The following is a 13,333-nucleotide window of genomic DNA, read 5'->3' on the forward strand; positions in this document are numbered from 1 at the left end:
ATAGTGGTACCACAGAGTGGTCCAACCACTTTGTGTCCACGGGTGCCGCACTTCGCGTTTCTCTTGATTGACCATCTGCCTATTTCAGTCATGGAAGTCAGCTGTCGACTGTGATGGTCAACCGGAAGACCCTTTCGTTACCAACTCGGTTGGGCAAAAGTCGGACGGAGCCCAACCGGGTATCTGAAAAAATGAACTGGAGTCGATATGCAATTGGAACACAGGAATCAGGGGGCTCCCGCTAAGGCGCCTGCAACCTTCGTGCTTTTGCACGGCGCCTGGCACGGCGGCTGGTGCTACCGCGACACCGCACGTGTGTTGCGCGCATCCGGCCACACCGTCTACACCCCCACCCTCACGGGCGTCGGCGAGCGGGCGCATCTCAACAACCAGAACATCACGCTGGAAACGCACATCCGCGATGTGTGCGGCGTCCTGGAGGCCGAGGAGCTCTCCGACGTTATCCTCCTGGGGCACTCCTACGGTGGCATGGTTATTACCGGTGTGGCCGACCGCATGAGCGATCGCATCAAGTCGCTGGTCTACCTGGACGCGTTCGTCCCCGAGCATGCGCAGTCGCTCAACGACTGCCTTCAAGTTGCGCTATCCAAAGAGGACGCCGCTGCATTTCTATCGGCCTTTCGAGCGAGCGCGATGACCGATAACAGTGGTTTGACACAGCCAGTCCCAGCAGCGGCGTTCAACGTAGCGCCGAAGAACCATGCATGGGTCGACCGCCGTTGCTCACCTCAGCCACTAGCCACATTCGAGAGTCAAATCCTTCTTGCTGGACGCGGATCGGCGATCGAGGATCGGTTGTTCATTCTTGCCGAAGGCTGGGATCCAAGTCCCTTTCGGTATTTCGCCAGGCAGAGTAGCGGAAAAGCGGGTTGGCGCGTCTCCAAGGTACCGTGCGGTCACGACGTGATGGTAGATATGCCGGTCGAACTCGCCAATCTGCTGATGACGCTTACATAATTTGCTGAAGTTCGCAAATCACGCTGATAATGTTCATTAATTTCGCTAACGCAGCCGACCGCGGTCATTTAACATACGCATCTTGCGATAACGGCTGACCAGCACACATCGCGGCAGCAAAGTGACCTCACAGCCGAAATCCAGATGTGGAAGCTGTTTTCAGGAGCGTGCGATGCACGCTGCCTAATTCGGATGTCGATTCGAGCCACCTATGTTTACAGCGCGGCGCTGATACGTTTGGCGTTCAGACGGCAGGCGCTATCGCCGCGATCGACACGTTCGGCTGCATCGCCGCACGGATCACGCGCGCCTTGAACTCCTTGCAATGCCGCTGACGTCGCGGCGGTTGCACAACCTCCGCCATCACCTCGGTTTTATACGTCGCGGACATTTGTCTATCAAAAATTCAGACAGACACGATTCCCGCTCACAGCCCACCTCTGATCAAGGTGACTTTCTAGCGCGCTTGCGTCACGAGACGCCCTTGGGCCGAATATCGGACATCACCTCGTAATGGCCGATGCCAATGTCGATGCCAGTGCCAGCTCGGCGGTTTCGACCAAGCTCGCCACAATCGACTCCATCGTTGCCCCTGGTCCGAACACCGCATAAATGCCATTGCGTTTGAGCAATAATGCGTGCTCGTCCGGAATGATGCCGCCAACCACAACCGCTGCGCCCGGTCGACGGACCCGCAGCGTGCGCACGACCTCGCCAACAAGGTCAAGATGCGCACCCGATAGGGACGAAATGCCGACGACATCCACCTTCGCTGCGATGGCGTCGTCGACCACCTCTGCGGGCGAGCGGAACAGCGCGCCGAGCGACACGTAGAATCCGGCATCGGCCAACGCCGCCGCAACGGTCTTTGCACCCCGATCGTGGCCGTCCTGCCCCACCTTCGCGATGAGCACCCTGGGCATGCGTCCGAGGCGCGCGGCGAGAGCACTGACACGATTGCATGCGTCATGCCATGCCGCATCGGCCATCCTCGCTTGTCCGTAAATTCCGCTGCTAAAACGATTCGGCATCCTGTAGCGCGGCCAGACAGCCTCCAGCGCACGCGTGCATTCGCCGATTGTCGCGCGCGCGCGGACACACTCGATGGTGAGGGCGAGCAGGTTGCCGGTGCCGTCACGCGCACCGGCAGCTAGCGCCGCCAGAGCGTGCGAGACCAGGGTATCGTCGCGCCCTGCTTTCAGTTCTGCAAGCTGCCGAACTTGCCTGGCACGAACCCGCCGACCGTCGATCTCGAGACAGTTAGACGGTGTATCCGCATCCGGTGATCGAAACCGGTTCACACCCACGACGACACGCTGCCCTGCATCGATCCGCGCCTGCGTGCGTGTTGCGGCTTCGTGAATGCGCTGCTGTACCCAACCCGAGCAGATCGCTTCGACGACGCCTCCTTGCGCGGCAATTTGAGTCATCAGATCACGCACGCGCCGGGCAATATCGTCGGTAATCGACTCCATCATGTACGAGCCGGCCCACGGGTCGACAACATCGCACAGACCCATCTCATGCTGCATGATCAACTGCGTGTCGCGCGCGAGCCTTGTTGAATCCGCGCCTGGAAGTGCAAGCGCCTCATCGTACGCATTGGTATGCAGCGACTGGGTGCCGCCGAACACGGCGGCCATCGCCTCGATCGTCGTGCGGACGATGTTGTTCTGTGGATGCTGTGCAGTGAGCGACCATCCCGACGTCTGGCAATGCATGCGCAAAGCTTGCGCGCGAGCCTCACGTGCACCCAGTTCGCTCATTATTCCGGCCCAGAGGACCCGAGCGGCGCGAAGTTTGGCGACTTCCACAAAGAATTCCGTGCCAACGCCAAAGAAGAAACTCAGCCGTTCGCCGATGCGCTCGACATTCATGCCACGCTTCACCAGGGCATCGACGTAGGTGCGCGCATTGGACAGCGTCAGCGCGAGTTCGAGTACCGCGTCCGCGCCCGCTTCCTGAAAGTGATAGCCTGAGATGGACATTGCATTGAAGCGCGGCGCGCGTTCGGCCAGATACTCGACGACGTCCGCGACGATCCGTAAAGACGGCTCCGGCGCGAATATCCAGGTATTGCGCACCATGTATTCCTTCAGGATGTCATTCTGGATCGTACCCGTCAGGGCCTCCGTGCGCATGCCACTTTCTTGCGCTGCCACGATGAATGCAGCCAGGACGGGTAGTACAGCGCCGCTCATCGTCATCGAGACCGACACCCGATCGAGCGGAATCTCCCGAAACAGGCGCTTCATGTCCTCGACGCTGTCGATTGCGACTCCAGCCATGCCGACATCGGCCACCGCGGCAGGATCGTCCGAATCGTAGCCCCGATGCGTCGGCAGATCGAAGGCAACCGATAAACCCTGCGCCCCTTCGGCAAGCGCCGTCCGGAATGCAAGATTCGAATCGGCTGCGTCCGCATAGCCTGCGTATTGACGGATCGTCCACGGCTTTTGCGTATACATCGACGCATGGGGCCCTCGCACGAAGGGCGCCTCACCGGGCCGACTGCCGAGATGCGACACCCCCTCGAGATCGCTCGCCGTATACAGCGCTTTAAGTGCTACCGCACTGGGCGAGTGCCGTCCCGCATCGCGACTTTCATCGGCGAAGCCACGGTCGCCGCGCATATCGCCCTCGCGGTTCATCGTTGCCTCCAATGCTTGTTGGTTACTACGTCGGCAATCTTCTGCTGATCGCTGCCGCGACGAAGCTCGCACCAATGGACGAGGCCGTGTTCATCCTTTTGCTCCGCGACCACGCGCAGTCCAAGGGTGTCACCAACATTAATGTTGCCGTAGAAGAACAACTCGCGGCCTGCGATAACCGGTGGCTCGTGGAACCGGTGGCGCTGCCATTCGGCACGGTCAACAAAAGACTGAAAGCTTGCAAAGTAGAGAAAATCCGCACCGTTAAAATCGTTGTTCGGACATGGTAGAAATTCGATCCAGTCGCTCCCGGCACGATCGGCGCGGGTGAAGGGCAACCGCTCGTCCCACTGCCCGGCGCGAAACTGTTTGCCGCGCCGCGCCATGTCCACTGCGTCTGCCGGAGGAGTCGGTGTCGGGCCTCCCATTGCCGCGAACCTGGCGCGTGTCACTGAACGGTTGTTTCGCACCTCATGCCGCCGCACGAACGTCGACGACATCGACACGATGGCGCACTCGCCATTGCGCGAAAGCAGGCGGTGCCGGCTAAAGTGGCGAGCCGGACCGGTTCGGCAAAGCCCAGTACCGAGTTCGAAGTCGTCGTTCTCACCGATTGCGTGGAGCGTTGCCCCCGTCAATCTGATTGCGGTGAAGGCCGCGTACGATTTGCTCCCGTCGTCATCGACGAAATCCGGTGCGCGCCGGCCCACATCTCCCGCCAGCGCCTCCCAGTGGCGATGTCCGCATTCCTTGATCAGCCAGTTTTCGGACAGCCCTGTATAGGCCAGTTGTGGCATCCCGGCGCGATAGCGCTCTGTCGTTTGCTGCATGCGCGTCAAGGCTCTACAGTGTCGCAAGAGGACGTTCGCTCACGGAGGCTTGCGAGAATGGCCTGCGCCACGTAGTCGGCATCGCGCGCGATCCCCGAGAAACGCCCCGAGCCCCACGTATGCAGCCACGGCAAGCCGATGAAGTAGAGTCCCTCAACCGGCGTGATGCCTCGCGTGTGCGCCGGATAAGCGCGGCCGTTGAACACGGGGGCGTCGATCCAGCTGAAGTCCGGCGTAAAGCCAATGCACCAGATAATCGATGTAATGCCACTGCCTGCGAGTTCAAGCGTCCCACGCTCGTGAGGCGGCTGCCACACAGGCTCATAGACACCGCCGGGCGGTGCATCGATACCGTTCTTTTCAATGAAGCCGTCGATGCTCGCATTGATGCGGTTATAGGTATCGTCCGCATCGTCGAGATTGGCGGCGAGGTTCGGCGTGAAGTGCAGCCGTCCGTCGCGCAGGTCTTCGAGCCGTCCGTATAACTCCATGCCTTCGGCCGCGAACTTGCGCAGATCGATGTCGCGTCCGCCGTCGCGGCCGGTCACATAGTGATTGGTGTTGTCGCGCACCCCCTCACGCAAGGGATGCTTTTCCACCGGCATGTCGTAGTACTTCATGTCGGCCAGCCAGTCCACCACATCGCGCCCGCGGTAAAAGCGCGCACAGCGTGGCGCCTCGCCCACGGCGAGCACCACCTTGCGGCCGGCCAGATGCAGGTCCTCGGCAATCTGCGCACCGGACTGCCCCGATCCCACCACCATCACCGCGCCCTCGGGCAGCGCCTGCGGGTTGCGATATTCCGACGACTGCAACTGCAGGATCTGCGCGGGCAGGCGTTCAGCCATGCGCGGCACGATCGGCGTGTGATAACCGCCCGAGGCCACCACGACCTGATCGGCGGTGAAATCGCCCTGGCTCGTCGCGACCGCAAAGGTGCCGTCGTCCAGCCGCTGCACGCGTTTGACCTGTGTGTGCTCGATTACCGGCGCCTCGACCATCGCGATGAAGCCGTCGAGATACGCGATGATTTCATCCTTCTTCATAAAGCCGTGAGGATCGTTGCCCGAGTACGGATATCCCGGCAACGCGCATTGCCAATTCGGCGTGACGAGGCAAAACGCGTCCCAGCGCTGGTTGCGCCAGGTGTGCGTGAGGGTGTTCTTCTCGACGACGAGGTGGTCGACTCCAGCCTGTTTCAGATAGTAGCTGATCGACAGGCCGGCCTGCCCGCCACCGACGACGAGCACGCTGTAGTGCCTATTCTCGCGCGTCCCGGCGCTTACGGAGTGCGCTGTGTTCGACATGATGCATCCTTGCAAGTAAAGAATCGGCTCACCGTCGCGGCGCTGCCGTCCGGCGCACCAGGTTCAACGGTTTATCCTGGGTTTAGAGCAGTTCGACGACCTTGACGGTCGCGTCGGGTCGATTGCGAAAGCGCTCTGCCTCCCGTTCGATCTGCGCGAGCTGATCCATCGCCGCCGAACAGGCAAAGCCGTACTTTTGCCGCACGCGCTCCGAGGCAATGTTGAGCGCCTCGCGCGAGCGTCTGACAAAATCGTCGAGCGGATAAGCATGGCCCGGCGTAAAAAACTCGCTGACCACCTGCGACGGCGAATAACAGTTTGCTTCGTCCCCGTCGGGCCATTGAATCCGGAAGTGCATGACAGGCATAGAAAATCCCCTTTTGCTGATGGCTTGGTGAATGGCAAGCGGCTGGTGTGCGAGCCACGCGCGATAGGCGTCGACATGACGGCGGGCGCTAGCCTCCCAGCTAAAGCGGGCAAGCAGCGCAGGCACCGCATCAGCAAAATCGGTCGCACTATCGCCGCGAATCGCGCACAGCAGCGCTGCGGCAATCGAGTGGGCGTCGGTGGGGGTGGCCCAGAAACAGGTGGCGTCGTCGAGGTATTCAGTGAACGGTGCGATCGCCGACGCCACCACCGGCGTGCCGCACGCGAGCGCCTCGAGCACGACCAGGCCGAAGCCCTCGCGCACCGACACCATCGCCAGCACATCCGCGCTCCGAAATAAAGCCGGCATCGCGGGATCTTCGAGCGGCCCTGTGACCACGATGCTTTCGTGCGGTCCGATGGACAAACCGTGTTGCGCCGCGCACCGGATAAAACGCTGCGTGTACGCGTTGTGATCGAGAAGACTGGCGCCGCCCGCGATGACAAGCTGGGCGAGCGGCAAGGCGCGGCGCACCAGGGCAAACGCATCCAGCAGCGCGAGCGTGTTCTTGCGCGCTTCGACGCCACCCACCGCGAGGATAAGCGGCCCCGCTCCGAGTCCTAGCCGTTGCCTGAGCGCCTCGTCTGCGGGTAGCGCCTGCGAGGTGTAACGCGCTGTGTCGACGCCGTTAGACACCGTGACCGCAGCGATTCCGTCACGAGCTAGCATCTCGCGTGACCACGTGTCGCTCACACAGAAAACCTGGTCGGCGTCGCGGTACGCGCGTACTTGCCATGCCGCAAGACGCGGATCGTCGAAGTGATCGAGGTGGTGCACGGTGCGCGCGAAACCGCGTATCACACCCTCCCCCTTGAGCTCGGCGAGTGCATTGCCGCTGATGCTGTCCTCGGCGTGCAAGACATCGAAGGCCATCGGGCCGTGCGCCCGCACACTCCGCTTCAATGCGCGGATGCGCGCATCGACCAGCGCAACGGTGCCTGCCTGCGAGTCCGTGACCGGCGCGTACACCACGCGGCATGGCGGCGTGCGAAATAGCGTCTCGCCGTTCGTAGCCGGTGCAAACACCGTGACGTCATGTCCTTGCGCACTGAGTGCGCTCGCCAGTTCGAGGGTATGCACAACGCCGCCGCGCGGATTGACCGAGTGCGTCAACAGCGCGATCCGCAATGCGTCCGTGCTCATCGCGGCACCTGATCGGCCGGGACGATAAACGACTCGCCGCTGAAGTCCCACAACACTGCCACATCGTCACCGCGATGGACGAGCGCCTCGCGCGTTGCGTCTACCGTGCCAATCTCCACGCAGGCGAGGGAGCGCGCCTCAAATCGCGCCTGCACGCTTTCGACGTACGCTTCACGCACCGAAAGCAGGTAGCCGAAACTCGGAAACGCGGTGACCCAACGCGCGAGCGGCACGTCAGCCGGCTTCGGGATCGCATCGAGATCGATGCGAGCGCCGACCTGCGAACATTCGAGCAACATCAATGCCGTGCCCAGCGTACCCGCCATGCTGATATCCTTCGCTGCATCACACAGCCCGTTTTCGGCTAACTGCGGCAGTAGCTCAAGGTCGTCGCGCAGACGCGCAGCCGGCGCGCCGACTGAGGCATTCCAGAACGGATACGGTTCCTCGAAGTGGCCGCGCAGATCGACCGCCATCAGAAGGCGGTCGCCCGGTCTCGCGTTGAAACTCGACAACAGCGCGTTAGCGCGACCCAGAATCGACACGGCCAGTTGCGCCTGATCGCTTCGCGCATTGGTGTGTCCACCGACAATCGGCACCCCGTACGCCACGGAGGCGGCCACCATGCCCGCCAGCACCTCGTGCGCCGCGTCGACGCCGTCGCTCCACAGCGCATCCACGACCGCGAGCGGCCGCCCGCCCATGGCATAGATATCGCTGACGTTGACCATCACGCTGCTGTAGCCGGCGAACCAGGGCATCGCCTGCACGAAGTCGCTGACCATGCCTTCGATGGCGAACAACAGGTAAGCGTCGCCATCCGGCAAGGCCGCGCAATCGTCGCCTACCGCCACTGCCTGCCCGAGATCGCCGGCACCGCCCGGCAGATGGCGCGCCAGCGACGACACGACGCCGGCAATATCGGTCTTGTGCCGAAAGCCGCGGCTTTCGCGCAAACCCGTGACCAGATCCGCCAGACTCATGACCCGCTCCGCGATTGCGTGACAAAGCCGCTGCGCGGTGTCGTGCACGGCGGGTAGTGCTGAAGCTGCGCCTGCATCAGATGATGCGGACGGCCGAGCATCCTTTCCTCTGCAAGTACATCCCAACGCAGACGGCGAAACAGCGGCACATTCTGGCTCTGCACATGCGCGAGGAATGTCTGACAGCCGAGCGCGTGCGCGCTCGTCACGGCGAGACGGATCAGCGTCGCACCGATCTTGCCGTGACGGCGAAACGCAGCGTGCACGGCGAGCCGCGAACCGAACCAGACGCCAGGCTTTTCCTGATGGATCCGCACCGTGCCGACCACCTGCTCCGGCATCCCGGCAATACAGCTCACCGCGACCAGTTGCTGTGCACGCTCGTCGATCTCGTCGCGGTCGTCGCCGACGAAGATGCCCTGCTCGATGCAGAACACCGCGCGCCGCAGCCTGTAGGCTTCATCGGCTTCCCACTGCAGCGTGGTCCACTTGATCCGGTATTCGGCCGGCGTGTAAAACGCCGGCGCAACATCGTGGTCGGTCAGTTCACCCGATGCCCCCGCAATCGCTTCGCCAAACATGATCACACCTCGTACGAAGACAGGGACGAGCACGCGCCGCATTTGCCGCAGCCGGCCTTGATGTCCGCTGAGCGCATTTCGGCCGCAGCGAGCATTGAGCCGAGCGGCTGCAGCACCGACTTCATGAACTCCGGCGACGGCGCCGGATGATCTTCAAGCGGCGTGCCGCTGATCGGCACGAATGGCACGACAAACGGATACACACCGAGGTCGATCAACTCGCGCGAAATCGCGAGAATCGCTTCGGCAGTGTCACCGAGTCCCGCGAGGATATAGGTGCTCACCTGCCCCCGCCCGAATACGGCTACCGCCGCCTTGAACGCGTCCATGTAGCGCGACAGCGGCACGCCCGATTTGCCCGGCATGATGCGTTCGCGCAACGACGGCGTCACCACTTCGAGATGCATGCCGAGCGTATCGATGCCGCTTGCCTTCATGCGCGTGAACCATTGATCGTCGTCCGGTGGTTCGCATTGCGCCTGGATCGGCAGATCGACCGCGGCCCTGATCGCGAACGCACTCTCGCAGAGAATCTGCGCGCCACGGTCGCTGGTGGGCGGCGTGCCGGTAGTCAGCACCATATGCTTGACACCGTCCAACAGCACCGCCGCACGCGCGACTTCTGCGAGCTGCTCCGGTGTCTTGCGCGCAATCGTGCGGCCCGCAGCAAGCGATTGACCGATCGCGCAAAACTTGCACGTCTTGCGGCGGCTCTCATAGCGAATGCAGGTTTGCAGCACGGTGGTCGCCAGCACATCGGCGCTGTGCAGCGTTGCGATGTGCGAGTACGGCACGCCGTCGAGCGTCTGCATGGCGTAAAAGCGCGGCGCCTTTGGAAAGCTGATATTCGCAATCGGAATCGTGCCACGCAACAGTGCGCTGGTGCCGTCTGCATCGGCAGGCGCGGCGACGAACGGCGAATGCCACGCCGTGTTCGTATGCACCGGCACCATGATGGTCACGCCATCCACCGTCACTGCCTTGTGATCGGACGGTCCCGCGCCGCCGCGCCGGCTGGCGACGCCGGCACCAGGATCGGCCAGCCGCAAGCCGACCGACTGCAATTCAGTCATCAATTGCCGGCTCGCGGCCGGCAAGGTCTCGCTGGTATTCATCGCGGCATCCCATGGTTGAGTTGAAATCGGTGCTGGACGAGGCGTTCCCCGCGTTGCCCGGCGACGGCATCGGCGACACTGTCGTAGCCGGCCGCTGGTTGATGGCGAGGCTCAGCAATTCGGGCCGCGCATAGTGGCCGACCGAATCCATCATGCGTTTGCGCTTGGTGATCAGCGCCATGTCGAGATCGGCGATCACCATGCCTTCGCCTTCACGCAGCGGCGCAGCCAGATGCTGCCCCTCAGGTGACACGATTGCCGTATTGCAGCCGCCACGCAGCGCCTTTTGCAGATTTGTATCGCTCGTGACAGATGCAATCTGCGCTTCGGTCAGCCACCCCGTTGCGTTCACGACGAAGCAGCCCGACTCGAGCGCGTGATGGCGGATCGTCACTTCAATCTGCTCGGCGAAAATCGGCCCCACCAGCGAGCCCGGAAACTGGCTGCAGTGAATTTCCTCGTGCTGCGTCATCAACGCGTAGCGGGCGAGCGGGTTGTAGTGCTCCCAGCAGGCGAGCGCACCCACGCGTGCCACGCCGGTTTGCACGACCTTCAGTCCCGCCGCATCGCCTTGCCCCCAGATCATCCGTTCATGGAACGTCGGCGTGATCTTGCGGCGCTTGAGCAACAATTGCCCATCCACATCGAAGATCAGCTGCGTGTTGTACAGGCTGCCGTGATCGCGCTCGTTCACCCCGAGCACGACGACCATGCGATGCAGGCGGGCACGCTCGGCCACCGCCTGCGTCACGGGGCCGGGCACCACCACCGCTTCTTCGTAAAGCCGCATGTGGTCGGCGCCGGAGGCAACCGGTGGCCGCACGAACGAAAAGTACGGGTAATACGGTACGAAGGTTTCGGGAAACACAATCAGTTGCACGCCTTCGCGCGCCGCCTGGTCGATCGCCTCACAAACCTTGTTCAGCGTGCCGTCGCTGCGCTCGAAGTCCGGTGAAATCTGGACTGCGGCGGCACGAACGATGCGTTTTTCAGACATGGTGGTGGCCGCCTGTACTCAGACCGTCCAGGTGTGGATGATCAGTGCGTTGTCCTTGCGATGCAGAAGCTGGATGTCCAGCACGTCGAGCGGACTGATCGGACGAATGCCTTCGATCAGCGACGCTTCGCCATGTCCATACAGCGCCTGCAATGCGAAGCGGCACGCATACACCTTGCCGCCCTCTTCCATGAACTTCATCAGTTGCTTGTTGAAGTTCAGATGACCCGGAAACGCTTCGTCGCCGAGCGTTGGGAAACCGCGTTGCAGACCTAGCGTCACGCCCGGGCCATAGAGCAGTACCGAGGTTTCGAAACCTTTGCGCTGCAGACGGGTGGCTTGCAGAAGATTGACGAAGCCGATCGAGCCTTCAAACGCCACCGTATGAAACGTGACGAGCGCCTTTTCGCCTGGCTCGGCCTTCACGTCCTCGAAGACTTTCTCTTCGTAGTCGACGAGGTAATCGCCCTTCTGATGCAGCGGTTTGTTGACAACTGGCATGGCACTCTCCAATGTGATTTGCCGGACGGGGAAATGAAGCGTCATATCAAGGCGCCCCTTTACGTTTGCGCCGAACCCACTAACGCAACGGCCATGCCAATGACGGTCGCCACCAATGCGATCACTTTCCGATCAACTAGACAATCATTCGCGAGGCGTCCCGAAAAATTTTCTGGCCCGAAGGTTGCATGCAGCGAGATCGGCCAACGGGCCCGGCCGGGCAGGCGTCGATCGCACCAGCCAGGTGCGGTCGTGATGGTGAAAATACGCTGTTCCGGTGCAACCATTCACCACGCTCGACCCAGTTGCCCATCCAACCAATCCGATCAAACAGAGCACGCGATGCGATCACTTTCCAGCGCTGATTCGCACATGCGTGATGTCTTTCCCAAAGGCCTTCGATTTCCATGAACACCATGAGCAGTCCGACTCACCACTGGATCAGACGTCTTGCTGAAATCCGCAAACCGGCCTATCTCGCGATCCCGGATCTGATAGAAGAAGATCTCGCGACCGGACGCCTGCGCCCGCGCGACCGACTGCCGGGCCTGCGCGAACTGGCCGACGAACTGGCACTGAACTACACGACCGTGGCGCGCGCCTATGCCGAGGCGAAAAAGCGCGGCCTGCTCGATTCGCGCGCCGGCAGCGGCACCTTCGTGCGCGGCCGAACCGCGACGCTGCCGCTAAGCGGTGGCAGCAGCATTGAAATGACGATGAACACGCCCCCCGAGCCCGCTGACCACGCCGCACTCCTGCGTGAATCCGCCGCGCGTCTGATGGCGAATAGCGACCCGTACCAACTGTTGCGTTATCAGGATTTCGGCGGCACGCCGGCCGACAAGGCGGCGGGCACCGAGTGGTTAAAGCGCCGCCTCACTCATTGCTCGCAGGACAACGTGCTGGTGTGTCCGGGCATTCACAGCGCGCTCGTCGCACTCGTCTCACAGCTGGCGCGCCAAGGTGCATCGATCTGTCTCGACACGCTCGCCTATCCGGGCATCAAGGCCATCGCAGCGCAACTGGGGGTGCGTTTGCAGGCGCTCGCGCGCGACGACGAAGGGCCGCTGGCGCATGCGTTCGAAGCGCTCTGCAAGACCGACAAGCCGAGCGCGCTCTATTGCAATCCGACGCTGCAAAACCCGAGCACGCTGACGCTTACGCACAGGCGGCGCGAGGCGCTGGCCGAAGTGGCATTGCGCTATAGCGTCCCGATCATCGAGGACGATGCATATGCGATGTTGCCGCAGCAAGCACCGGCCACGCTGGCGAGTTTCGCGCCTGAGCTGACTTACTACATGACGGGAATGTCGAAAAATCTGGGGGCCGGGTTGCGCGTCGCGTATCTGCACGCGCCGACTCCACGTCAGGCACAGCGCCTGGCAGGCGCGCTGCGCGCGACCACGGTGATGGCGAGTCCATTTACGGTGTCGCTCGCCACACAGTGGGTCACCGACGGCACGGCGCAAGAGATGCTCAGCGCGATTCGCAGCGAGTCGAAAGCGCGCCAGGCAATTGCCGCTCGCGTGCTCGGCGCGTCGTCCTATGATGCGCATCCGGACGGCTTTCATCTGTGGCTGCCGATTCCTCGCGAAGGCGGCTGGAGTGCTTCGGAACTGGCGCTGCAGTTGCGTAGCCAAGGCATTGCCGCTGTCGCCGCCGCAGCGTTCTCGACCGACGGCAATCCACCTAACGCGCTGCGCGTATGTCTGGGAGGCTCGAAGAATCGGATCGAATGCGAGGGGGCGCTGCGCGCAATCGCCGACACGCTCGAGCATCCGCATCTTCTGCATTCGCCAGTGATGTGAAGTAACCTGGTT

General features: G+C 62.3%; 13 protein-coding genes and 1 pseudogene. 2 read left to right on the top strand and 12 right to left on the bottom strand.

Annotation, left to right across the window (positions count from 1 at the left end):
* The first annotated feature begins 207 nt into the window (after positions 1–207).
* Entirely contained in the window at positions 208–978 is a 771-nt protein-coding gene (locus PQQ53_RS28210; RefSeq protein ID WP_408327726.1) for an alpha/beta fold hydrolase, read from the top strand.
* A gap of 244 nt (positions 979–1,222) precedes the next feature.
* Here PQQ53_RS28210 and PQQ53_RS28215 read toward each other — a convergent pair whose 3' ends face one another.
* The 12 genes and pseudogenes from PQQ53_RS28215 to PQQ53_RS28270 all read right to left on the bottom strand — a co-directional run bounded on the left by PQQ53_RS28215 (position 1,223) and on the right by PQQ53_RS28270 (position 11,800).
* Positions 1,223–1,369 carry a hypothetical protein gene (locus PQQ53_RS28215; protein ID WP_408327729.1) on the bottom strand — a complete coding sequence of 49 codons (147 nt, stop codon included), beginning with the start codon at positions 1,367–1,369 and terminating at the stop codon, positions 1,223–1,225.
* Positions 1,370–1,481: 112 nt separating this feature from the next.
* On the bottom strand, positions 1,482–3,629 hold the full coding sequence (scpA, locus tag PQQ53_RS28220) for a methylmalonyl-CoA mutase (RefSeq protein ID WP_408327732.1): 2,148 nt from the start codon (positions 3,627–3,629) through the stop codon (positions 1,482–1,484).
* The gene (locus tag PQQ53_RS28225) at positions 3,626–4,459 is read right to left on the bottom strand and encodes a Pnap_2097 family protein (protein WP_408327735.1); all 834 of its coding nucleotides are present in this window, start codon (positions 4,457–4,459) and stop codon (positions 3,626–3,628) included. The genes scpA and PQQ53_RS28225 overlap by 4 nt, the downstream gene beginning before the upstream one ends.
* Positions 4,460–4,464: 5 nt before the next feature.
* A complete protein-coding gene (locus PQQ53_RS28230; RefSeq protein ID WP_408327738.1) occupies positions 4,465–5,766 on the bottom strand; it encodes an MSMEG_0569 family flavin-dependent oxidoreductase in 1,302 nt (433 codons plus the stop codon).
* An 82-nt stretch (positions 5,767–5,848) separates the two neighbouring features.
* Positions 5,849–6,133, bottom strand: coding sequence for an MSMEG_0570 family nitrogen starvation response protein (locus PQQ53_RS28235; RefSeq protein ID WP_408141455.1), 285 nt, complete (start codon positions 6,131–6,133; stop codon positions 5,849–5,851).
* Between the two features lie 36 nt (positions 6,134–6,169).
* A pseudogene (locus PQQ53_RS28240) lies at positions 6,170–7,336 on the bottom strand (MSMEG_0565 family glycosyltransferase); the annotation flags it as partial.
* Entirely contained in the window at positions 7,333–8,319 is a 987-nt protein-coding gene (locus tag PQQ53_RS28245) for a sll0787 family AIR synthase-like protein (RefSeq protein WP_408141457.1), read from the bottom strand. The gene PQQ53_RS28245 and the pseudogene PQQ53_RS28240, both read right to left, overlap by 4 nt.
* Entirely contained in the window at positions 8,316–8,900 is a 585-nt protein-coding gene (locus tag PQQ53_RS28250; protein ID WP_408327740.1) for an MSMEG_0567/Sll0786 family nitrogen starvation N-acetyltransferase, read from the bottom strand. The genes PQQ53_RS28245 and PQQ53_RS28250 overlap by 4 nt, the downstream gene beginning before the upstream one ends.
* A 2-nt stretch (positions 8,901–8,902) precedes the next feature.
* Positions 8,903–9,973 carry an MSMEG_0568 family radical SAM protein gene (locus PQQ53_RS28255; RefSeq protein ID WP_408141518.1) on the bottom strand — a complete coding sequence of 357 codons (1,071 nt, stop codon included), beginning with the start codon at positions 9,971–9,973 and terminating at the stop codon, positions 8,903–8,905.
* Positions 9,966–11,012: a Nit6803 family nitrilase gene (locus PQQ53_RS28260; RefSeq protein WP_408153399.1), complete on the bottom strand. Its 1,047-nt coding sequence runs from the start codon at positions 11,010–11,012 to the stop codon at positions 9,966–9,968. The genes PQQ53_RS28255 and PQQ53_RS28260 overlap by 8 nt, the downstream gene beginning before the upstream one ends.
* Positions 11,013–11,030: 18 nt before the next feature.
* Positions 11,031–11,513 (bottom strand): MSMEG_0572/Sll0783 family nitrogen starvation response protein, encoded by a 483-nt coding sequence (locus tag PQQ53_RS28265; protein WP_028194136.1) that lies wholly within the window; start codon positions 11,511–11,513, stop codon positions 11,031–11,033.
* A 59-nt stretch (positions 11,514–11,572) separates the two neighbouring features.
* Positions 11,573–11,800 carry a hypothetical protein gene (locus PQQ53_RS28270; RefSeq protein ID WP_408327742.1) on the bottom strand — a complete coding sequence of 76 codons (228 nt, stop codon included), beginning with the start codon at positions 11,798–11,800 and terminating at the stop codon, positions 11,573–11,575.
* Positions 11,801–11,929: 129 nt separating this feature from the next.
* Between PQQ53_RS28270 and PQQ53_RS28275 the strand changes: the two genes are divergently transcribed.
* Complete coding sequence (locus tag PQQ53_RS28275; protein WP_408141519.1) at positions 11,930–13,321, top strand: aminotransferase-like domain-containing protein; 1,392 nt, start codon at positions 11,930–11,932, stop codon at positions 13,319–13,321.
* Positions 13,322–13,333: the final 12 nt, after the last annotated feature.

Origin of the sequence: Paraburkholderia strydomiana (assembly GCF_046030495.1) — a bacterium.
Taxonomy (GTDB): domain Bacteria; phylum Pseudomonadota; class Gammaproteobacteria; order Burkholderiales; family Burkholderiaceae; genus Paraburkholderia; species Paraburkholderia strydomiana_A.